General features: G+C 42.6%; 21 protein-coding genes. 20 read left to right on the plus strand and 1 reads right to left on the minus strand.

The features are described from left to right. Window positions 1-263: hypothetical protein (locus WC903_08480; protein ID MFA5893978.1), on the minus strand; the 263-nt coding region annotated here is incomplete at its 3' end. 140 nt (window positions 264-403) lie between these two features. On the opposite strand from WC903_08480, the gene WC903_08485 reads away from it, so the two are divergent. The 20 genes from WC903_08485 (at window position 404) to fabF (ending at window position 21,561) form a co-directional block, all read left to right on the plus strand. Further along, window positions 404-1,861, plus strand: a complete 1,458-nt coding sequence (locus tag WC903_08485) for a tyrosine-type recombinase/integrase (GenBank protein ID MFA5893979.1) — start codon at window positions 404-406, stop codon at window positions 1,859-1,861. 54 nt (window positions 1,862-1,915) lie between these two features. Beyond that, window positions 1,916-2,911, plus strand: coding sequence for a hypothetical protein (locus tag WC903_08490; protein ID MFA5893980.1), 996 nt, complete (start codon window positions 1,916-1,918; stop codon window positions 2,909-2,911). Next, the gene (gene deoC / locus WC903_08495) at window positions 2,908-3,588 is read left to right on the plus strand and encodes a deoxyribose-phosphate aldolase (protein ID MFA5893981.1); all 681 of its coding nucleotides are present in this window, start codon (window positions 2,908-2,910) and stop codon (window positions 3,586-3,588) included. Before WC903_08490 ends, deoC begins: the two co-directional genes overlap by 4 nt. Window positions 3,589-3,600: 12 nt before the next feature. Then, a complete protein-coding gene (locus WC903_08500) occupies window positions 3,601-4,905 on the plus strand; it encodes a metal-dependent hydrolase (GenBank protein MFA5893982.1) in 1,305 nt (434 codons plus the stop codon). 1 nt (window position 4,906) lies between these two features. Further along, complete coding sequence (locus tag WC903_08505) at window positions 4,907-5,233, plus strand: HNH endonuclease (protein ID MFA5893983.1); 327 nt, start codon at window positions 4,907-4,909, stop codon at window positions 5,231-5,233. Window positions 5,234-5,253: 20 nt separating this feature from the next. Next, the gene (locus WC903_08510; GenBank protein MFA5893984.1) at window positions 5,254-5,784 is read left to right on the plus strand and encodes a polysaccharide biosynthesis/export family protein; all 531 of its coding nucleotides are present in this window, start codon (window positions 5,254-5,256) and stop codon (window positions 5,782-5,784) included. 15 nt (window positions 5,785-5,799) lie between these two features. Next, on the plus strand, window positions 5,800-6,063 hold the full coding sequence (locus WC903_08515) for a hypothetical protein (protein MFA5893985.1): 264 nt from the start codon (window positions 5,800-5,802) through the stop codon (window positions 6,061-6,063). An 8-nt stretch (window positions 6,064-6,071) separates the two neighbouring features. Then, on the plus strand, window positions 6,072-8,756 hold the full coding sequence (locus WC903_08520; protein MFA5893986.1) for a DEAD/DEAH box helicase family protein: 2,685 nt from the start codon (window positions 6,072-6,074) through the stop codon (window positions 8,754-8,756). Next, complete coding sequence (locus WC903_08525) at window positions 8,753-10,162, plus strand: class I SAM-dependent DNA methyltransferase (protein MFA5893987.1); 1,410 nt, start codon at window positions 8,753-8,755, stop codon at window positions 10,160-10,162. Before WC903_08520 ends, WC903_08525 begins: the two co-directional genes overlap by 4 nt. Further along, complete coding sequence (locus WC903_08530; protein MFA5893988.1) at window positions 10,159-11,598, plus strand: restriction endonuclease subunit S; 1,440 nt, start codon at window positions 10,159-10,161, stop codon at window positions 11,596-11,598. Before WC903_08525 ends, WC903_08530 begins: the two co-directional genes overlap by 4 nt. 13 nt (window positions 11,599-11,611) lie before the next feature. Continuing rightward, window positions 11,612-12,307 (plus strand): hypothetical protein, encoded by a 696-nt coding sequence (locus WC903_08535; protein MFA5893989.1) that lies wholly within the window; start codon window positions 11,612-11,614, stop codon window positions 12,305-12,307. Beyond that, window positions 12,300-15,104, plus strand: a complete 2,805-nt coding sequence (locus WC903_08540; GenBank protein ID MFA5893990.1) for a hypothetical protein — start codon at window positions 12,300-12,302, stop codon at window positions 15,102-15,104. The genes WC903_08535 and WC903_08540 overlap by 8 nt, the downstream gene beginning before the upstream one ends. Continuing rightward, complete coding sequence (locus WC903_08545) at window positions 15,088-15,546, plus strand: hypothetical protein (GenBank protein ID MFA5893991.1); 459 nt, start codon at window positions 15,088-15,090, stop codon at window positions 15,544-15,546. Before WC903_08540 ends, WC903_08545 begins: the two co-directional genes overlap by 17 nt. A gap of 10 nt (window positions 15,547-15,556) precedes the next feature. After that, window positions 15,557-16,003 carry a hypothetical protein gene (locus tag WC903_08550; GenBank protein MFA5893992.1) on the plus strand — a complete coding sequence of 149 codons (447 nt, stop codon included), beginning with the start codon at window positions 15,557-15,559 and terminating at the stop codon, window positions 16,001-16,003. 290 nt (window positions 16,004-16,293) lie between these two features. Beyond that, entirely contained in the window at window positions 16,294-16,827 is a 534-nt protein-coding gene (locus WC903_08555; GenBank protein ID MFA5893993.1) for a DNA-processing protein DprA, read from the plus strand. A 429-nt stretch (window positions 16,828-17,256) separates the two neighbouring features. After that, complete coding sequence (locus tag WC903_08560) at window positions 17,257-17,805, plus strand: hypothetical protein (protein MFA5893994.1); 549 nt, start codon at window positions 17,257-17,259, stop codon at window positions 17,803-17,805. 153 nt (window positions 17,806-17,958) lie between these two features. Further along, complete coding sequence (locus WC903_08565; GenBank protein MFA5893995.1) at window positions 17,959-18,270, plus strand: hypothetical protein; 312 nt, start codon at window positions 17,959-17,961, stop codon at window positions 18,268-18,270. Window positions 18,271-18,511: 241 nt separating this feature from the next. Next, window positions 18,512-19,072, plus strand: a complete 561-nt coding sequence (locus WC903_08570; protein ID MFA5893996.1) for a hypothetical protein — start codon at window positions 18,512-18,514, stop codon at window positions 19,070-19,072. Continuing rightward, window positions 19,069-20,175, plus strand: coding sequence for a patatin-like phospholipase family protein (locus tag WC903_08575; GenBank protein ID MFA5893997.1), 1,107 nt, complete (start codon window positions 19,069-19,071; stop codon window positions 20,173-20,175). Before WC903_08570 ends, WC903_08575 begins: the two co-directional genes overlap by 4 nt. 144 nt (window positions 20,176-20,319) lie before the next feature. After that, on the plus strand, window positions 20,320-21,561 hold the full coding sequence (gene fabF, locus WC903_08580) for a beta-ketoacyl-ACP synthase II (GenBank protein ID MFA5893998.1): 1,242 nt from the start codon (window positions 20,320-20,322) through the stop codon (window positions 21,559-21,561). The last annotated feature ends 8 nt before the right edge of the window (window positions 21,562-21,569 follow it).

The following is a 21,569-nucleotide window of genomic DNA, read 5'->3' on the forward strand; positions in this document are numbered from 1 at the left end:
TCTGGGGCCAGCTTCAGGCCCTCGACCCCTCGATTAACTTCCGCCATAGGCGGACAGGCAGGGCAAGCAGGCTCGGGCCAAGGCTGGCGTTCCGGTCTTTCCCCCTTTTCAGAAGAAGAAGAAGAAGGCTGACGTTTCCTCCTTACGCCAGGCAGTCCCGCATACGAGCGGGCAAACCCGCCAATAGGAATATTATCCGGAATATAAATAACAATGTTCCCAGCTTTCAGGTTAACGAATACTTTTTCTTTATCGTGCCACACCCGATTTGGTCGTTTTCGAGTATTTATCGTTTTCGGCCATTATTCAATGAAAATATGAGGCACGGTTATCCCTCACTAACCATACGGATGAACCGCACTATAAGCTGGAAAAGTCGCACTTCGGGTAGTATACTTTGACCATGCCGGGGAGTATTGAATATCTCTCTCTCAACGAGTCCAACGCATTACTTAAGGCAATCGATGATACTCGCGATTTTGCCATCGTTACCCTTTTCCTCAATGCCGGTTTGTTCCTTAGCGAAATAATTGATCTCAAAGTAAATTCTATCGATTGGAATAAACATCTGATCCATGTGCCGGGGAACAGAAAGCGGGATATTACGCTTGATGATCAGGCTTATGAGGCGATAGCCAGGTGGTCAAAGGAACGCGCCGATGTTAAACACAACGCCTTCTTCATTACTACCAAAGGTAAAGTTAAAGAACTGTCCGATAGGGCAGTTGATAAGCTTATTCGCAAGTACGCGGACCAGGCGGGGCTCAAAAGAAAGGTCAATTCCCAGATACTCCGCAACACTTTCGCTGTCCGGTTATTCTCAAAAGAGATCGGGATCGATAAAGCTTCCGCGATACTCGGCATCACCGACCCCGAATCGATCAATCGCTACATCAAAGCCTCCAAATCGCCAACTCCGCAGATTCCAGAACACATCGATACTCGCTCCAAGCTTGCTAAAACGATCAGCAAGATATTCCCAACCAAGCCCAAAGTAGTCAAACCAACCAGCTCTATTAAAGGGCCGATAATTCCCTCACCGGAAGAAGTCATTTTTGGCCGGGAATCGGTGATCGAAGATATCAAATCAAACATTACCAGGGACAACCCGACCTTATTGATCGGTCCTCTGGGGATAGGCAAGACCCACATTCTCAAATACATTAGCCATCTTTATCCGGACGCCATATTCATCGATTCCCCGGTCCCGATCAAGCTTTTGTTGACTCAAGTATTAGATAAACTAAACCCAGATTGGAAGAAACAGGTCAAAGCAAGGGCCTCCCTTCAGGAGATTGCCGGCTTATTGGGCTCTAACCTTGGCGCAAAAGCCAAATCACGGCTGCTGATAATCGATAATCTTGAGCGGATCAAAGTTTCCGATGTGGATATATTGATCAGGTTGCTTGATAACTTCACCATTATTACGGCAGTTGACGATACTAAGAACCGGCTCAAACAGCTTTGGTATAAATTCAAACAGATCAAGCTGGATAATCTATCCCATGAAGCTTCCCAGAAGCTCATCAAATATTTGGCCCAAAACCTGGCGGTCAGCGATTATGAAATGCTCGAAACCAGGGTATTCTCTCTGTCCAACGGCCTTCCTTTAGCTATTGTTGACATGATTCACCAGGTCAGCCATGAGCCGGTAGTAAGCAGGGAGAAGATACGCGAGGTATATCACGAAGCGGGGATCCACTATCGTGATTGGACGCCAGCCATTGTTGTTCTCTGGGGACTTGCCATGATTTCTCGTTTTGTCGCATTAGGTACTCATAGCTTTGAGGGATATATACTTGCCGGTTTTGGCGTAGCCGGTATATCAATAATGCGGTTTTTCGCGTTTAGGATGAGATAAGAACGATACGGTTTTTGAGGATGGTTAAATAATTGTTAAAAGGAGTGACAAAAAATGAATAGCGAACCCTTAGTGAGGTATGGTCTTCCCGGGTTATTGTTTTTTGCCGGGATATTAATGACTACATTATTCATTAATCCCAGTTTTATCGCATTTATAGTTAATCCAAATAATTTAGCATGGAATTTCGCTGCAATTATTGCGGCATCCTTTTTGCCCTTAGGTTGGTTGTTTTATAATAGTTTCCGTTTCTGGTTTGATTTAATTGGAGGAGATTATGAAAGCACAGATGCCATGAAATTAATTAGGGATAAAATAAGCCGCACAGAATATGGGGACTGCCTTAAAATAGATATAAGCAAAGTCACGCAAAATAATAGTGCAATAACAAAAGTATTTTATGTGGGTAAAGATCAATATAATATTCTGTTTGATCCGTATAGGTTCCTGAAGTATTTTATCTTTTCATATAGATGGTGGAAGGGGGTTGAGGAGTATTTCAGGCCACGCATTAAATATGACTACATAGAAAGATGGGCTTTCACAGAACATATCTTACACCTTACGTTTTTCAAGGATAGTTCATTAGCTGAATATACAAGGGGGTTCGCGGGCACAGTAAACGGATTATTGGCAGGAGGGTATGCTTTTATTTTCGGCATATATTTCGCATATTTTGCCAGATCTTCTAGCGCCACAATTAATCCAATAATAACACTCATAATGTTGGGAATAACCATTTTGATCGTAGTTCCCATTATTTTGTTTTGGATTGTGCAAATATTTGAGAATAAACTAAAAATATTTTACTCATTTATGCCAAAACTAATAATTAGCATAATGATTATTTCTGTTTTATGTGCAGTATATGGCTTAACTAATACCCTCCTCTTAATAAATCAATTTAGCACCATTCCTATATATTTGGGGCTTTTTGTGCTATTTATAACGAATATTTATTCTGGGTATCTTTGTAAAAACGAAAATGATGCCAGATTGTTGCTGTCCTCATTAATCGCGGTAAGCGAGAATAAGGAGGGCGGCCAATGAGATTCGAAAAATACTTTGATCACACTTGCTTAAAACCCGAGGCAACTGAGGCCGATATTGCTAAGTTGTGTAATGAGGCGATGCGATATGATTTTGCATCCGTATGCATTAACCCTTGTTATGTAAAGTTTTCAAAAAAGCTAATAGTAAATTCCAAGATAATGGCCTGCTCTGTTGTTGGTTTTCCATTAGGGGCTAATACTATGGACGTAAAAATCGCTGAAGCAACCAACGCTGTTAATAATGGCGCAGACGAGATTGATGTGGTTATAAATGTTGGCAAATTGAAGGACAAACAATATGACTATATTAAGGAAGAAATTAATAGGGTGAAACAATCGATTGGCGATCATGTCCTAAAAGTTATTGTCGAGACTTGTTTATTGGATGAAGATGAGAAGATAAATATCTGCAAAATAATCTTAGATACGAATGCTGATTATATTAAAACATCGACAGGATTCGGCACGCCTAAAGATAAGAATACATTGAAAGGCGCGGACGAGAAAGACATTAAGCTATTTAAAAACCTAATTGGTAACAAAAAATTGAAAATTAAGGCTTCTGGTGGAATAAACACATATAAAGATACTGATAAAATGATTAAGGCCGGGGCGGAAAGAATCGGGGCAAGTAAAAGCGTATACATTGTAAAGGAAATATTGTCCTCACAATGATAAAGGAGGGTCATGCTAGCCCCAACCCATAGCGTATTTGGCATCTTTTTAACGCTAATAATCTTAGCGGTCTTCGGTGTGCAGTGGGGACTCCACTGGACAATAATCCTCTTTGCTATCCTGGGAGCGATAATCCCGGATATCGATCATCCCAAATCGATAATAGGTAAGATATTTTACCCAATCTCGGCTCCTCTTGAACGCCTTTATGGCCACCGGACAATTACTCATTCTTTGGTCGGATGGGCGATATCAACGGTCCTATTTGCAGTAATAATAGGCTTAATCAGTTTCATTCCTATGATCACGGAGTTGGGGTGGGGTGATCTGCCGATTCGTTGGGTAGCCGCTTTCTCAATAAGCTATTTCTCGCATCTTATATTAGACATGTTTAACAAGCGTGGCAGTCAGATGTTCTGGCCCGATTCCGGAAGAGACGTTATCCCCAAGAATCCTAAATATAGGACAGAATCAGGCTCAAGAATAGAGGTCTTGATATTCTTGATCTTCCTGGCTTTGATGTTTTTGGCGTTTCCTATTTCCAAGTATGGCATTGTCAGCTCCCTGCGCTGGCTTCTGGCTACCCCTGGATCAGCCATAGAGGAGTTTAAGACGCTCAAAACCCATGCTTATCTCGATTTCAAGGGCATTATGGGTGAAACCAGGGAACAAGTCGCCGGCAAAGCGGAAGTGCTCGACGTTAATAACAAGCGGCTGGTGATTTTGTACAATGGCAGTGTTTATACCCTTAGCGATGAACTGGCTGCGGATATATTTGCCACTCATGTTCGGGTCAAAAAGACTGCTATTCCCATTAAAACCGAGAAGAGAGACTTTAAGAACGAGAGCCGTGAATACCTTCTCTCTCAGATTCCAAGAGGTGCGCTAGTGTCCGGCACAGTCAATCTTCCAGAGGGGATGGAGATAAACTTTCCTCCTTTTCCTGGCTCTTATAGGACCATGGAGCAGAAAGGGAACGACCTGATCCTATCCTTTGCCTCCAAGGAACAAATTGAGAAGCTGGCCTTAACCGAGTATTTCGACCTGCAAAAAAAGAAGGATTTGGCCGAGCTTTCCAGCTTATATGCCCAGGCGGAAAAGGCTAGGGGGCAGATTAACGAGCTTGAATCCGGGAAGGGCTTGACCCCTCTGGGTAAGGAATTGCTGCAAAGCAAAGAAGACGCTGAAAAACAGAGGGTCCAGCTTGCTGAATTGAACAGTCAGCTCGGGGAAATAAGTGTTAAGATTGATGAGTTGAAGGTCAAGATGAAGGCGCGGAGGTTTGTATTTTCCGGGGAAGTCTATTTAAGGCAATAAGATGGATAAATGGGGCCTTGGCGAACTAAGAAAAAAGATTGAGAAAAGAGATAAGCTTTGTGCTTTTTGTCGTGTAAAGATGAGGAAATGGCATTCAAAAGGTCCGCGGGGCAAGGCGCCCACTATCGAGCATCTAGATAACGATGAAAATAACAAAGATGAGAGCAATATAGTCATGTGTTGCACTTCCTGCAATTCAAGTAAAGGGGAAAAGGAGTTAAGAGATTGGCTTAAATCCGACTATTGCAAATGCAAAGAAAAGAATATCACTGAAAAAACAATAAAGAACGTTATTGTAAAAAAATTCCTTAAAGAGCACAAAAAATAAAGCCTTGATGGAGGTTGATTATGAAAAAGCCAATCTGTCTCTTTCTAGCGTTCTGGTTACTGTTTTCCGGTTACTGTTTACCAGTTTTAGCCGCGGAGTACACTCTCGCCCCCTCCGACCAGCTTGAAGTCCGCATCATCGGCCAAAAGGACCTGGATACAAAGCAATCCATAGCTCCGGATGGGACAATCTCCCTTCCTTTCTTGGGCAGGGTGACGGCCCAGGGCCAAACGCTTGCCGGCTTCAATAATTACCTTTCTGTCGAATTTGCCAAGTATATTAAAAGCCCGCAGGTCGTCGTTTATCTAACCCCACGGCCTATTTACGTGATTCAGCATGATTATAAAAAGAACGTTTGGGATGTTAAGGAAGCAAATTCGGTAGATGAGGCGAGGGCCCTGGCCGGCATGAATTATACCGGCCGGATCAGCAATGGTGATATTGTTTCTGTTGAGGTTGGGCAGAAGCCGGACTTTTGGGAGGATAATTGGTATAAAGTGCTTACTGGGACGGCTGTCGCAGTTGGGATATATGCTACTATGCATAGATAGAGGATGTTTAGTAAAATGAAACTGCTAAAAAAGAACGGATTTCTTGAGAAGCTCTCAGGCGAAGAATTTTATGAAAAATACAATACTTTAATGGACACTTTTTTTAAGAATTATCCTTCTGATTCAAACACTCAAAACATAAATGTCAGACTTCAGTTTTATCAGAATGAGTTTTTAAGAAGGGAAACCGGCAAAGCCGTATTCATTTCACAATTAATAAGTGTTATAGCTATTGTTGTCGCAGTTATAGTTGGGACATATGCAACATTGCATAAATAGGGAATAATATGTTTTCAGAAAGTGAATATAGAACCCGAAAATTAAGAATTGATAAGCTTCTTGTTAATGCCGGGTGGAAAGTCATCCGCTTCCGAGAAGGGATGGATATTAGCGTGCTAGATCAAAATGCGATTGAAGAATACCCTACCGAAAGTGGTCCAGCAGATTACCTCTTGGTGTATAAAGGCGCTCCTCTTGGTGTAGTTGAGGCAAAGAAGATATCCCTTGGCCCGCAAAATGTACTTATCCAGGCCCAGAGATACGCTCGCGGAGTAAAAGAAGGGCCTTTTAATTTCGGGGAGTATAAAATCCCCTTCATTTACTCGACTAACGGAGAGATTATCTGGTTTCAAGATTTAAGGGAAACAGTCAGTTATTCAAGGATCGTTTCGCATTTTCATACCCCATTTGCCCTTCGAGAAATGTTGGACCATTTTAAAGGGCCAGCTTTGGAATGGCTGGTTAATAATCCAAATGATCATCCTCGCTTAAGGCCGTATCAAATCGAGGCGACCAAAAAGATTGAAGAAGCAATCGAAGCCAAGAAACGGCAGATGCTTGTTGCTATGGCAACCGGCACAGGAAAGACCTTTACAATTGTGTCTGAAATATATCGCCTTATGAAGGCAGGGTACGGTAAGCGCATCCTATTCTTAGTTGACCGAAGAGTTCTGGCTGCGCAAGCAGTGGGCGCTTTCGCTAATTTTGAGCCCGAACCCGGAATGAAATTCGATAAAATATATGAAGTATACAGCCAGCGATTTAAGAGAGAGGATTTAGGTGATGACCTCAAGTACGACCCAAAAGTATTGCCCGAAAAGTACTTAACTGATCCGCAGGCTGGACATGCTTTTGTGTATGTTTGCACGATTCAAAGGATGAGAGTTAATTTATTTGGTTGGAAGGATTCCTTTGCCGACAATGGTGGGGATGTGGAGGATGAAGCGGATGCCAGCATTCTGGATATCCCAATTCACGCTTTTGACGTTATTGTAGCCGATGAGTGTCATCGCGGTTACACTGCGGTAGAGATTAGTAAATGGCGGGCGGTATTGGAGCATTTTGATGCATTGAAGATCGGACTGACCGCCACGCCTGCTGCTCATACTAAGGCATATTTTAGAGATATCGTTTTCCGCTATGATTATGAAAAAGCGGTTCAGGAAGGGCACCTTGTTGATTATGATGCGGTAAAAGTATCTTCAGCCGTAAAGATGAATGGTATCTTCCTGAAAGAAGGAGAAGAAGTCGGTTTTGTAGATACTGAAACCGGCAGGGAGAAGCTCGACAACCTTGAAGATGAGAGAGCTTTTGATACTGCCGATATCGAGCAAAGAGTAACTTCCCCGGATAGCAATAAAAAGATTGTAGAGGAGTTAAAGAAATATACAGATGAACAAGAAACGGAAACCGGTAGATTCCCTAAAACCCTTATATTTGCTGCTAATGATTTGCCGCATATGTCCCACTCTGATCAATTAGTTCGACTTTGCCGGGAAATATACGGACGTGGTGATGACTTTGCCCAAAAAATTACCGGCAGTCCTACAGTCGATAGACCGCTGCAGAGGATAAGGGAATTTAGAAATCGACCGAATCCAGGGATTGTTGTCACCGTTGATATGCTTTCTACCGGCGTAGATATTCCAGCGCTTGAGAATATCGTATTTCTGCGGCCTGTTAAATCAAGAATTTTGTTTGAGCAGATGATGGGACGAGGGACCAGGAAATGCGATGAGATAAACAAAACGCATTTTACTGTATTCGATTGTTTTGATGGCACGCTCCTCGAATATTTCCGGAAAGCCAGCGCCTTTACCCTTGAACCGCCAGAAAAACCGGCCAGAAGTATTATTGAGATCATTGAGTCGATCTATCAGAACCAGGATCGTGAATATAACGTTCGTTGTTTGGTAAAGAGGATCCAGCGGATTGATAAAAGTGTAAGCGCGGAAGGGCGAGAGCAATTTGCCCGGCACATACCTGAAGGTGATATAAAGGGATATGCTAAAACACTCCCGCAGAGGATTCAGCAAGACTTTAATGCTTCTATGACTTTGCTTCGAGACAAAGCCTTTCAGGCTTTATTGGAGAATTATCCACGAGCAAAGCGAGTGTTTGTGGTGGCCTATGAAACCGAAGATCAGGTTAAATCGGATTATATTTTCAAAACAACGGATGGCAGAGAGCTAAAGCTTGATGACTATTTAAAGGCATTTGCTGATTATGTTGAGAAGAATCCAGATAAAATTGAAGCGGTCAGGATATTATTGAGCAAGCCGGAAGGTTGGGGGACCGAAGCTTTATCCGAACTAAGGAAGAAACTTGAGCGGGCGCCGGAAAACTTTACTGAAAGAAAGTTGAGGCAAGCCTATCATCATGAATTGGCCGATATTATCTCAATGGTAAAAAAAGGAGCTAGAAAGCAGAATGTTCTATTGTCTGCCCAAGAGAGAGTTGATATGGCTATAGCCCAAGTGAAGAAGGAAAAGAGCTTTTCCCCTGAACAGTTAGAATGGTTAGGGTTAATTGGGGAACATTTAGCGCTAAACCTTGCGATTGAGCAAAAAGATTTCGATTATTTACCTATTTTTGTTCGTTTTGGTGGTTGGGGTAAGGCCAATAAGGTATTTGACGGTAAATTAGAGGATATAATTCACTTGATCAATAAGGAGGTCGCGGCAGTATCATGACCGATGTTGTACAAAAACTTTGGGGATTCTGTCATACATTAAGGCACGAGGGAATAGATTATGGTGATTATGTTGAGCAGATCACTTATTTGCTTTTTCTTAAAATGGCCGATGAGAAAGGCGCGTATATACCAAAAGCTTACTCCTGGGCCGTGCTAAAAGAGAAATCAGGGACCGATTTAACAGATTTCTATATTGAAGTATTAAGAAGCCTGGGTAAGGAAAAGAATCTTCTTGGGGATATCTATTCCGGGGCGTTATCAAGGTTTACTAACCCAGTCAATTTGCGGAAACTGATCAGCTTAATTGACGAAATTGAATGGACTTCTTTAAATGTGGATGTAAAAGCGGCGGCTTATGAAGGGTTATTGGAAAAGGCGGCGGCGGAAGGCAAAAAGGGGGCAGGGCAATATTTTACTCCTAGAATAGTAATCCAATCCATAGTCAGGTGTATAAAGCCGGACCCCCGTGTATCAAATGACTATACCATCCATGATCCAGCAGTAGGCACCGGAGGCTTTCTGGTCTGTGCCTATGAATGGATAATGGAACAGACAAAAGGGGCGCTTGAGAGAAAGATGGCCGAGAGGATAATGAACAGGACATATTCCGGCAAAGAGCTGGTTGCTAGACCTCGCAGAATGGCATTGATGAATTTATATTTGCACGGCTTACATGTTGATATCGCCTTAGGCGATTCGCTGTATGAGCCACCAGGAGATAAAAGATACGATTGCATCTTAACAAATCCACCCTTTGGCACCAAGGGGGCCAATCAAGCTCCGGATAGAGATGATTTTACGGTTTCAACCAGTAATAAGCAGCTTAATTTTGTTCAGCATGTAGTTACTATTCTCAAGCCCGGCGGAAGGGCGGCAATGGTTTTGCCAGATAATGTGCTATTTTCAGATGAAGCCGGCGATGTGTTTAAATATCTGATGGAGGATTGCAATGTTCATACAATATTGCGACTGCCAAACGGAACGTTTACTCCGTATAGCCAGGGTATAAAAGCTAATGTGATCTTCTTTCAGAAGGGGATACCTACCGAAAATACCTGGATTTATGATAATAGGGCCAATATTCCGGGCGTTACCAAGAAAGATAGGCCCCTTGTTCCGGAAATGTTTGAGAAATTTGAAAAGTGTTACGGTAATGATCCAAACGGACAAGCAAAACGAAAAGACCTGGGAGATGAAGGCCGTTTTCGCAAGTTTAGCCTCTCTCAAATCAAAGAGCGCAAATATAATCTAGACATTACCTGGTTGAAAGATGAAGAGCTTGACGATCCAAACTCGCTACCGGAACCGAACGTACTAGCGGGGGACGCAATCACTGAACTGAATGCCTGTGTAGATGAACTTCAGGAGGTCCTGACGCTGATCGATGCGGAGAATGGAGAATGAATGAGACGCAACCTAATGGATGGGTTGAAACAACTTTAGATAATATTGCTGATTGGGGCTCTGGCGGGACTCCTAAATCTACCGAAAAAAAATACTATGATGGAAATATTCCCTGGCTAATCATTGCAGATTTAAATAACGGAATTGTAACAAGATCAAACAAACGCATCACTGAAAATGGTCTAAAAAATAGCTCAGCAAAATGGGTGGAGATTGGGGCTGTTTTGATCGCTATGTATGGTAGCATCGGGAAATTAGGAATAGCTGGAATTAGGTGTACAACAAACCAGGCCATTGCTTTCACAACATCGATTTGGGGTGGAATTCCTAACTGGTATTTATTCTATTACTTAAAATATCAAGAGGCGGATTTGTTAAGTATGGGACAAGGTGGAGCACAAAAGAATATTAGCCAAACAATTCTTAAGAAATATCCAATTCCCATTCCTCCCCTCAATGAACAGAAGCGTATTGTTGCTAAGTTAGATCAAATTATGCCCCGCATTGATGAGGTCAAAGAGCGTCTGGGCAAAGTCCCAAAAATTGTTAAACGATTCAAGCAGGCCGTCCTAATTGCCGCAGTTGCAGGGAAGTTGACTGAGAAGTGGAGGAAGCAACATAAGGTCGAGATAGAGTGGGAGGGGAAAAAGTTGCAGGATATGGCAGAGTATCAAGGTGGTTTCGCATTCGAAAGTAAAAGATTTAATAAGGCGGGAAATAATCAAGTAATAAAAATAGCCAATGTAAAAAGATATGGCATAGATATTACATTGGCACCCGCATTTATCGATGACCAGTATGCTCTTGAAGCATGCCGGTTTCGTTTAATGCCTGGAGACGTGATTATCTCAATGACTGGGACTAGAAATAAAAGGGATTATGGGTTTAATGCGATCGTACAACCCGATACAATCCCACTCTTTCTTAACCAGAGGGTTTCAAGGTTGCGTTGCAACAAGTCTTCGTTACTGCCAGAATATCTGTCTATTTATATGAAAACACCTGATTTTAGGGAATTCTTTTTCAAAGACGAAACAGGCAATGTAAATCAAGGGAATATAGGGGCTGATGCATTAAAACTAGCGATTATTCCAACTCCTCACATAGAAGAACAAAGAGAAATTATCAGGCAGGTGAACAAACTGTTCATCTTTGCTGATAGGCTAGAAACCCATTACAGGAAAGCCAAGGCTACGGTGGATAAAATCTCCCAATCAGTGCTTGCTAAGGCCTTCCGCGGTGAATTGGTTATCAACGAAACTGAACTTGCGGAAAAAGAGGGGCGAAAATATGAGAGTGCGGAAAAGCTGCTTGAGCGGATATTGAAAGAGAAGGAGAAGTTGGTTGGGAAGAAAGCGGGAGGCAGAGGGAAGAAGCCTAATGGAACAAAAAAATACCAGCATAAACGAAAAGGCAATTCTGGCGATGGCGCTTAGGGGGGGGTTGTAAATGGCCGAAAGTCAGTTAAACCCTTCTTTAACTATCGCGACTCCATTTGATGAGAAAGAAAGGGAATTGATCGTATTGTTTGAAAGAACAAATGCGCGATTGATTAATATCCTTATCGGGATTGTAAGGGTATTAAATGATCGAGACAATCCGGATAGATTTCACCAGGCGGCGCACTCCATACGTGGGATCACGGACATATTGACTAGGGAATTAGCAGCGCCAAATAATAGTATTCAGGATAGCGGGGCACAAGCTCCCATCCATGCTGAGCTTGATCTTGCATTTGAAAAAGCCCTGGCTTTAATGCCTACATCTGAGATTCAGGTAGACAAGAGGGATGAGCATCAGAAAGTTGAAAGAATGTTTGATGTTCTTAAGGCAACCCTGAAAAATGGCGCATTTTCTTTAAAACAGAAAATACGATCATATTATGGCGAGTTAAATGACATATTAAGATTGCCTAAGGAAATCAAAGAAAAGCGACTAAAGAGTATTAGAGAATGGGCAAATACACATAACAACTATTTTGTTGCCCATACCCATTATGGTAGCAATGAAATATCAGAAAACGATTTTATTGAAAAATGGGATATTATTAAGTCTTGTTTAATTGATGCTCTTTCGAGATTCTACGAAAGAGATGTCACGCTATTAGACGAAGCCATGTCGATGGAGGCTGCCCCCAATGAATAAGCAACCGATTGATAAAAAGCAGATTATGGAATTACTGTCAAAGCCCGCTGCTTACCAGTATTTCTTTGTTAATCTTGATAAAGCTGGTTGGTACGAATTTATAGATGAAATTGGCGCATTCAAGGAAATCCCCCCGCCTGAAAGAAATGAAGAAGGAGGAACTATCCAGTTCCCCGCATGGTGGCCAGGATATTACCTAATAAAAATGGCCAATAAAGCCCCCGGCAAGGTAGCACAAACGCTCGCAAATATTAATACAGAAAATCAAAATGCCATTACATTAGCAATGCAAGCCATGCTTAATCTGCCGGCTGAGAATTCAAAAACATTGTTGGCAAAAATCGATGAATGGTTAAATCGCAAATATAAGGGCGTAGGCTTAATTGATAAGTATTCGATTGATCTGCTTGAAAAATTGATTAAAGCTGGCGAGTTTGATGCTGCTTTTGAATTGTTTGACATATTAAGCAAGCCGATAAAAGGGGCTCATAGACATGTTGAATTACGTTTTGATACTTACCATTATAGGGAGAATATACAGAAGCAGTTGCTCCCATTATTGATTGAAAGCGACATTAAGAGGGTAATGGGGATCATTGAAAAACGCTTTAAGGAAGCGATAAAACTAGAGTATGGCGAAAAAGAGTACGATCTTTCATATATTGGCAGGCCTACTATTGAAGATAGCGATCAGAACTATGATTTTGCCATTGGTGATATTAAAGATATATTCACTGTTATTTTAAGGGATTCTATGTTGGTTCTTGTTGAAAAAGACAGGCCAGAGGCAGAAAAAGTAGTGAATAGGCTTTTAACAGAGAAATATTCCTTATTCAGGAGATTAGCGATCCATACTGTGAGGGTAAAAAATCTCGATAATTTAGCTTCTGCAGTATTAGGTAAAAGAGAGAACCTATATGATTATGAGGTTTACCATGAGTACATGCTTTTGCTTAAAGATAAATATGGTGTATTAATGCCGGAGACAAAAAAACAGATTCTTGATTGGGTTGTTGAGGGTCCTGGAGGCGAGCATAAAGATGATCCCGGCTATGTAAAACATTGGCAGGCCAAACATTTAATAATGATTAAAGAGCAGGTATTATCTGATCTTCAGTTGTCTGATTATTATCCGATTTTAAAGGAATGCGAGTCAGAGTTCAAAAAGATGGAGCATCCAGAACATTTAACCTATAAAACTAGTTGGGTTGGGCCCACTGCTCCCCTAGACAGAGAAGCAATTAAAAATATGGCGCCTGATGAAATATTAGATTACATCAAAAATAAATTTAAGCCATCTGGAGGCCATTGGCAGCCTACTCCTGAAGGGTTAGCTAGAATATTAAATGACATTGTAAAGGAGAATCCCGCCCCTTATGCAGCGATAGCAGAGAGGTTTGCTGAAAAATGCATATATCCCACCTACATATCTAATCTCATCCGCGGCCTGCAAGACGCTTGGCGGGGTGGCAAGGACTTTGACTGGAAACCGGTTATATCATTGTGTGAATTAGTTTCAAAGGTTTTTGATGAGCCGGTACTTGAGAATGGTATGGATGATTGGGATTATGGAAAAATTACTTGGACAAGAGGCGCAATTGCGGATCTGTTTGATGATGCTGTCAAAAATGATAAGCATGTTATCCCGGACGAATATTTGCCAAAAATTAGGGAAATACTGATCTTTATTATTGAAAACGATCCTAATCCGATGCCAGAAGATGAAACCAAATATGGCGGGGATAACATGGACTATGTGACCTATGCCATAAATTGCACTCGCGGCAAAGCTATGGAAGCTTTGTTTCAATATGCGCTGCGCTATGCTCGTATCCACGCGAATGAAGATGATGAGAAAGGCAAGGGGCCTTTCCCTCCCGGCCAAAGGCTGGAGCCGGAGATTAAATCCTTTCTTGAAAAACGATTAAAAGAAGAGACAAGTCCTTCGGTCCATTCTATGTATGGGCGTTTCTTTATCCACTTATACTATCTCGATCAGGAATGGGCAAAAAAGCTGCTTGCTGATGGGCAAATATTCCCAATGGCAGAGGATAAGAAAGTCATATGGGATGCGGATTGGCAAGGCTATATGTTTTATAGCAGATTTTATGAGCAAATATATAAATTACTTACGAATCACTATGAGAAAGCCATAAAGAATTTGGGACAAACCCCACCTAAAAAGAGGGAACCGGAAAATGACCGATTGGCTGAGCATATAATGATTGCATATTTATGGGATTTTGAGAACTTAAGCTCTAAAGACGGTCTGCTTAATAGGCTGTTTGAAAAAGCGCCAATAGTGGTCCGACAGCAGGCAATATTTTATATCGGATCATCCCTTAGGCAAATGAAGGGAAATGACCCCAAAAGTGTTGAGGAATATTGGCCTAAATTAAAAGCACTATGGACTAAGAGAGTTAAAGAAGTAAAGGATGAGGAATTATTGGGATTCATTGATTGGTTGGAAATCGCACCAGAAAACATCGATTCTTTGATTGATTTAATAAAAGCTTCCATACAGCCATCAGGAGGGTATCTCCGTTTGCATAATCTGTTTGAATATCTGCTTGAAAATGCTGGCAGCCACCCAAAATCAACCGCTAGTATATTGTTAGAAGTGATCAGGGTCAAAAAAGCTAGTAAGGAGGGATATATTGACCCCGTTGATATGCGCAAAATAATTGAAGAAACAAGGAAATCTCCTGAATGCAAGGAAATGGTCAATGAGGCTGTTAATATTTTAATGGAAATAGGATATTACGATTTTCGAGGTTTGTATGTTAAGGATAACTGAAAAATATGTAGAAAAACGCATTCTAAGGCACCTTGCCAAAAAGGGTTGGGATTACAACATTAAAACCAAGGGTTTGCATGAACGAGGCCCGGATATTGTTGTAACAGATTCTAGGAATAAAAATAAGGCAAGACGATTTATTATTGAATGCAAAGGAAAATCTTATGCTAGCTCAGCCCCCTCTGCCGATGAAGTTAACTTTTTGTATGCATTAGGGCAATTGTTGTCGCGGATGAAGGTTATTGCTAGGCACGCTTATCTTTATGGTTTAGGCCTTCCAGAAAATAGCGCAAAAAAAGCGCTGCGACGAATCCCCTGGCAAGCGGCGAGGCATTTATGTTTATATGTGTTTTCTGTTGATGATAAAGGGAGAGTAAAAGAATATTCTCCTAAAGACTTCAAGAAATATCCCGAGAATGTGGGAAATAAGAGAATTATATAAAATTGGCAATATGAGTGAACAAGTAAAAGAGTTAATTAAACAAATATACAGTGCCGCAAGAGGATTGCGCGAACTATTTCCAGAAAGGCCTTTTACTCCAGATGGGCATATGGTTGGAAGTATTGGCGAAATGTATGCATCCCAAGATTATGGGATAAAGTTGTCTGGCATAACAAACCCAATTCACGATGGGGTTGTTAATGGGAGAAAAGTACAAGTTAAGACGACGCAACGATCCGGGGTTGAGCTGAAAGGTGAAACAGACCTGCTACTTGTGTTAAAGATTGATGAGGATGGCGGATACGAGGAGATATATAACGGTGACGGCGTGCGTCCCTGGCGATCACTGGCGCATAGGAAACCGACAAAGTCAGGAGAAAAATCAATCTCAATTAAACAATTGAAAGTGCTAAATAATACAGTCAATGTGATAGATAAGATTAAACGAGTTGGATAGCAATAAAATAGTTTTACTGCTCCCAGCATTTTTATTATAGCATTTTTTCGCCTTTTTCCTGTCAAGCCGCCTCATAAATAATATCAATGTAAGGGCGGCTCTGCTCCGTCGGCAAATAAACATATTAAAAAACCTCGAGTATTTTTTTGCCTCCTCCGCGCCCTCCGCCGCAGCTGCTCGACATCCAACTCGCAGCTGCGGCTCCGGGTGACAGGGGCGAAAAAAATGCTTTTTACCTTCCGTGCTGGGAGCAGTTGCTCCCGGCATTATTTTATAGGGAGGTGTTGTTTATGGGTCGTTTGGTTGGCGTGGTTGGCTCTCGCGCTCTGCCTGGTTCTTTTTCCCCGCTTGTTTCCTCTGTCGTTTCCCTCTTCCTTGCTCGGGGCTTCCGGGTTGCTTCCGGTGGGGCAGTGGGGGCTGATTCATTCGCTCTCTCTGCCTTGCTCCAGCAGGGGGCGGCTGCTTCTGGGGTTGTTTTCTCTGCTTGGTCTTCCGCTTCGGGGTTTCCCGCTCCGGTCCGTCCCCAGGTCAGCCGGTTTCTCTCCTCTGGCGGCCGGGTGGTCTGGGGGCCTGCTTCCCCCGGTGCGCCCCGCCAGCAGGCCGTCTTCGCGCTGTTGGGGCGCAATCAGCGGCTCGTGTCTGCCTGCTCGGTTGTGGTGGCTTTCCTCTTCGGTCCTTCCCGTGGGTCTCTCTTCTCCGTCCGCCAGGCTGTTGCCCGGGGTGTGCCGGTGGTTGTTTTCCTCTGCGGGGGCGGGGCTTCTCTCCCCGCTGATCTAGTCAGTCGGTGTTTTGTGTTTGATTTTAGTCATAGGGAGGTGATTTAGTTATGTCGGCTTCGGTTTTGTCTCCATGTCTCCAGTGCGATCATTTACTGCCCGGTGTTCAGTGTGCCCCTCGCAATAGGACGCGATGTGCCCGCTTCCTCGATTATATTTAACACCTTCATAAGATCAGAGAGCATCATCTGTTAATTAGTGAGCTAAAACAGCTTATTTCAAAATAGGAGGTAAATTATATGAGAAATTGTTGTGTTTGCGGCGCGTTTCTGGTTAAGTGTAATGAGAGTATCGATCACATAGCTTTCGAGCCTTATACACTAAATAGGATAGTCTTCATCTGCCAGGGTTGCCTGAATTCAATTCAGGACCAGGTTGAGTACGGCGTATCCTACAAATATGCCGAGGTTTGATCCGTATAGCCCGCCTGCTTTTACCGGTAGGCGGGCTTATTTAAAATAAAAGGAGTTGGGTAAAATGGGCGAATATATTAAGAACACGATTACAGGTGAAGAAAAGAAAATAGGTGTTTTGGATAATTGTTTTTTCAGCCGCAAACAAATCAAGGAGTGGCTTGATGACCCGGCCTGGATCGGTTGGTACGCCGGAAAAGAGGAGGCGGGAACGCTGGGGCGCTTCTATGAAGACCCCAAAACTCTTTATGATGGCGTCGAAGGGCTTAACCACAAAAAATTTGCAATCAAGGTTGTCCTGGACGATGGGGTGGGCTTTGATCATGACGAAGTCCAGCTCAATAGTAAAAGCCATCATTTGGGCAATGGCTACCGATACACTGTCGATTGCCAATTCAAAGGAGAAGCGGAAATATGGGTAACAATCGCCGGTGAACGGTACAACAAGGCCGGAGAAGGCCGGACGATTTTTGCTTGCGACTGTTGCGGTGCTTTGTTAAGTTTACCGCAAAGCACAGTAGATATTGCCCTTGAAAATATGGATCTATCCACAAGAGAATACCTTAAACCGATTCTAAAGGGGATAAAGGATGCTGAAGTTATAAGCACCTAATCTCCAATAGCCCGCTTTCCGGTAGGGGGAGCGGGCTATTTTTTGGTCGCCGGCAAAGCGTGAGCAATTGTGAGCTAATATTGCGTTTCCCTCCCCCACAATCATGCAAGCCATAGGGCGTCTTATTTCGATGTATAATATGCGGGTAAGGGCATGAAAAAACTATACATACTACTCTTAATACTGCTGTTTATTCCCGGCGTTTGTCTTGGGGCGGCAAACGATTTGCAGGCTCTTGCCGACAAATATAATCGCCTGGTTGATCAGCCGTTGACTGTTAGCATCAAGCCGGAGCTATACAGCGTCAAATATGATCTTAGAAAGAATCTTGTCGAGGTCAAGCTTACCGAGTCGTTTTATCAGTCCAAGAGCAATAGTTCGCTTTTCCGAAAGATCGAAAAATATGAACCGACCCTTATTTTTGACTCTGGCATCTGCCGCCTCGCGATGAGCTATCGAATATAACCCCCCGTCTTCATATTTTAGACTGCCAGTTATATGGCAAGACAGAGTTTATGATGGTGAAAAGTTGTAATTACTTGGCCTCCAAATCCCGCTTCTCTTTCACGGGGGAGCGGGATTTTTTATAGTCGCAATTTATAGTCGTTTGCGATACAATTTTGGTAATGAATCACAAAACAACCCTTGCCCTCTCCGGCGGCTTGCTGCAAACGATGAAGAGGGATATCAACCGCGGAGCACCTAAATGCAACGACTAACAATCATCTTTATAGTAACAATGTGTTTTCTTTTTGCGCATATGTCTAATGCATATTCTGATGATCAGCAAATAGGGAATGTTTATAGCACTCCACAGCTTGTTTTAACTGGAGGAGTCAGATTGGCGGGAAAAGAGCAGCCTACCATCCGTGATAGTTTCGTTGAGATTAATGGTGAGGTTGGCTATTATCCGGTTTTAATTAATAAAGGATACTATGGTGTAAATTTGGGTTATTCAACAGTAAGCATTAAAAGTGTTAACCAAAACAAAGTTGGCGTTGGATTGAGTTATAGGGAAATAGTAAGTCCTTCTTTGATAGGAATTACTCTGTGGCTTTATACGAACGAAATATTGTCTGGCAATCAGAAGCAGTATTTTAATAGTGTGGCAGCGGAATTTGAGGCTTCGTTTGGATTGGGCGTTGGCTTTGGGATTGAATTCACAAAATTTGACTATGGACAGATGAAGCAGGGTGATGGCTTATTAGCAACAATTTATGGGAAACTAGGGATTTCTGTTATTCCTACGGATTGGTTAAAAAAATGAAAAACAAATATAATTATCGCAAATTTGCCCTTGTTCTCTCCGGCGGCGGTGGCCGCGGCGCCGCCCATCTTGGAATAATCAAAGCCCTTTTTGAGCAGGGGATAAAGCCTGATATCTATATCGGTTCCTCCGTTGGCGCGATCATTGCCGCCATGATGGCGGTTTATGATGATGTCGATCTTGCCATTGATAAGTATCTTGCCTTTGCCCGCAAGTATGGCTGGTTCAACCTGGTTGACTTCCCGATCTTCCCTCAAAAGAGCATTAAATCAATGGGCGGGCTGATTGATGGTCAGCGGCTGATCGATGTGATAACTGAAGAAGCCGGGCTGTCAGGGGAAAAGCTATCCCAAACAAAGAAGCCGCTTTATATTGTCTCAACTGACCTTAATTCCGGCGATGAAATCGTCTTTGGCTCTCCACAAAAGTTGAGAACACCAAAGAGGGATCATTACCAGCCGCTTTTCTATCCGAAAGACATTCTTATCTCCAAAGCACTCCGAGCAAGCATCGGTCTGCCGGTCCTATTCAAACCGTATCCGAGAAACATCGGGCAGCGCAAGCTTGCTCTCCTTGACGGCGGCATCCGTGACAATTGCCCGATCACGCTGGCAGCATACCTCCCCGATGTTAAATATATCTTCGCTTCGGTCTTGAGCTTCGCCGGCCAGCAGAATATCGACTATTTCCGCAAAGATATTGCCTCCGTCTTCTTTGAATTTCTTGAGATCGCGACCAGCTACTCCCAGGTCGGCAAATCTTGCGAAAACGTCCTGTTTTCTACCAAACCGGCCCCGGCGGTCAGGATCGTCAACCCCGGTCTCTTTTCCATCAGCCCGCTTGCTTTGAATAAGAGCGAGATAATGATCGCCAGCGCGTACCGGACAATGCGCTCGATCCTTGATAAATTTGACGATCCCCGGCAATTCTGGCAGAGATGGGATAATAAAAAGATCGCCGGTTTTCATGCTCCGCGGTGGAAAGCGGAAAGGTTAGGGCAGGCGAGGGCGGATATTGTCGGTATTACCGATCAGCGATCACCAGTTGAGAGGGATTTGAAGAAAAAGAGCTTAAAATACAGGCTGGCGAAGCTGTTTAAATAGGGCTTTGTTCCCTTGCTTTTTGCCCTTATGAGAGGGAAAACACTAATTATTTCTGGATTCGATGACGTTGCGACTCACAATGCTTATTTTTTGGCCACTTTTTATTTGCACTCTCAACTGCCCAAGAGTATAATTTCTATTAAAATGAACGATAAGAGAGTTGTCATAACCGGACTTGGCGTTATTGCTCCTAATGGAATAGGGAAAGAAGAATTTTGGAAATCAAATATTGCTGGTAAATCTGGCATTTCTCTTATAAAAGGATTTGATACCAAGAATTATGACGTTAAAATTGCCGGAGAAATATCTCGTTTTAATCCCCTGGATTACTTAGAGCCCATCAAAGCGAAAAGAATGGATCGTTTTGCTCAGCTTGGTGTCGCAGCTGCAAAAATGGCTCTTTCTGATTCTAAAATTGATTTAGAAAGGGAAAACAAAGATAAAATTGGTGTTTGTTTGGGTTCTGGTTTAGGTGGGGCTTTATTTCATGAGGAACAGATGCAAGTCATTTTCGATCGGGGGCCAAGCAGAGCTAACCCCTTATGTGTTCCCCGAGTTTGCCCCAATGCGGTTGGCGGACAAATATCGATAGAATTTGATTTGAGAGGCCCTAATATAACGGTTTCGACTGCATGTGCTTCTGGAACACATGCAATCGGCCAGGCTTTTGACATGATTCGTTGGGGAAGAGCAGACGTATTAGTTGCTGGTGGGGCAGAAGCGCCTCTAACACCTTTTACTTTTGCTGCCTATAGTGCATTGCAAGTATTATCGAAAAGAAATGAAGCTCCGGAAAAGGCAAGTAGACCTTTTGATAAAGAAAGAGATGGGTTTGTTTTAAGTGAAGGGGCTGGAATTATTATATTGGAAGAGCTCAATCATGCTAAAAAACGAGGGGCGTATGTCTATGCTGAACTCATTGGTTATGGATTGACAAGTGGTGCTTACAATATGGTTATTCCACTCCCTAGCGGAAATGACGCCGCAAATTCGATGAGATTGGCTATAGATGATGCCAAGATTAATTTGGAAGATATAGATTATATAAATGCACATGGCACATCAACGCAAATGAATGATAAAACTGAGACAAAAGCGATAAAAGATGTTTTTGGTAAATATGCGAACAAATTGAAAATAAGTTCAACTAAATCAATGATAGGACATTCAATTGGTGCTGCTGGGAGTATTGAAGCAATAATATGCGCTTTAGTTATAGAGAATGGCATTATCCCCCCAACTATTAATTATGAAACGGTTGATCCAGAATGTGATTTAGATTATATTCCAAATCATGCTAAAGAAATGGTGGTTAATAATGTTCTATCGAATTCCTTTGGTTTTGGCAGCACAAATGCGACTATTGTTTTGAAGAGGCATAAATAATCGAGGAG

It is taken from the genome of Candidatus Margulisiibacteriota bacterium (assembly GCA_041658645.1).
Taxonomy (GTDB): domain Bacteria; phylum Margulisbacteria; class WOR-1; order O2-12-FULL-45-9; family XYB2-FULL-48-7; genus JBAZZV01.

Bases quoted from the DNA above. Each gene is read 5' to 3' on its own strand.
- WC903_08520 (MFA5893986.1), top strand. From the start codon at position 6,072: ATGTTTTCAGAAAGTGAATATAGAACCCGAAAATTAAGAATTGATAAG.
- WC903_08550 (MFA5893992.1), top strand. From the start codon at position 15,557: ATGAGTGAACAAGTAAAAGAGTTAATTAAACAAATATACAGTGCCGCA.
- WC903_08570 (MFA5893996.1), top strand. From the start codon at position 18,512: ATGCAACGACTAACAATCATCTTTATAGTAACAATGTGTTTTCTTTTT.
- WC903_08540 (MFA5893990.1), top strand. From the start codon at position 12,300: ATGAATAAGCAACCGATTGATAAAAAGCAGATTATGGAATTACTGTCA.
- WC903_08525 (MFA5893987.1), top strand. From the start codon at position 8,753: ATGACCGATGTTGTACAAAAACTTTGGGGATTCTGTCATACATTAAGG.
- WC903_08535 (MFA5893989.1), top strand. From the start codon at position 11,612: ATGGCCGAAAGTCAGTTAAACCCTTCTTTAACTATCGCGACTCCATTT.
- WC903_08485 (MFA5893979.1), top strand. From the start codon at position 404: ATGCCGGGGAGTATTGAATATCTCTCTCTCAACGAGTCCAACGCATTA.
- WC903_08565 (MFA5893995.1), top strand. From the start codon at position 17,959: ATGAAAAAACTATACATACTACTCTTAATACTGCTGTTTATTCCCGGC.
- WC903_08505 (MFA5893983.1), top strand. From the start codon at position 4,907: ATGGATAAATGGGGCCTTGGCGAACTAAGAAAAAAGATTGAGAAAAGA.
- WC903_08555 (MFA5893993.1), top strand. From the start codon at position 16,294: ATGGGTCGTTTGGTTGGCGTGGTTGGCTCTCGCGCTCTGCCTGGTTCT.
- WC903_08575 (MFA5893997.1), top strand. From the start codon at position 19,069: ATGAAAAACAAATATAATTATCGCAAATTTGCCCTTGTTCTCTCCGGC.
- WC903_08500 (MFA5893982.1), top strand. From the start codon at position 3,601: ATGCTAGCCCCAACCCATAGCGTATTTGGCATCTTTTTAACGCTAATA.
- WC903_08545 (MFA5893991.1), top strand. From the start codon at position 15,088: ATGTTAAGGATAACTGAAAAATATGTAGAAAAACGCATTCTAAGGCAC.
- deoC (MFA5893981.1), top strand. From the start codon at position 2,908: ATGAGATTCGAAAAATACTTTGATCACACTTGCTTAAAACCCGAGGCA.
- WC903_08515 (MFA5893985.1), top strand. From the start codon at position 5,800: ATGAAACTGCTAAAAAAGAACGGATTTCTTGAGAAGCTCTCAGGCGAA.
- WC903_08530 (MFA5893988.1), top strand. From the start codon at position 10,159: ATGAATGAGACGCAACCTAATGGATGGGTTGAAACAACTTTAGATAAT.
- fabF (MFA5893998.1), top strand. From the start codon at position 20,320: ATGAACGATAAGAGAGTTGTCATAACCGGACTTGGCGTTATTGCTCCT.
- WC903_08490 (MFA5893980.1), top strand. From the start codon at position 1,916: ATGAATAGCGAACCCTTAGTGAGGTATGGTCTTCCCGGGTTATTGTTT.
- WC903_08560 (MFA5893994.1), top strand. From the start codon at position 17,257: ATGGGCGAATATATTAAGAACACGATTACAGGTGAAGAAAAGAAAATA.
- WC903_08510 (MFA5893984.1), top strand. From the start codon at position 5,254: ATGAAAAAGCCAATCTGTCTCTTTCTAGCGTTCTGGTTACTGTTTTCC.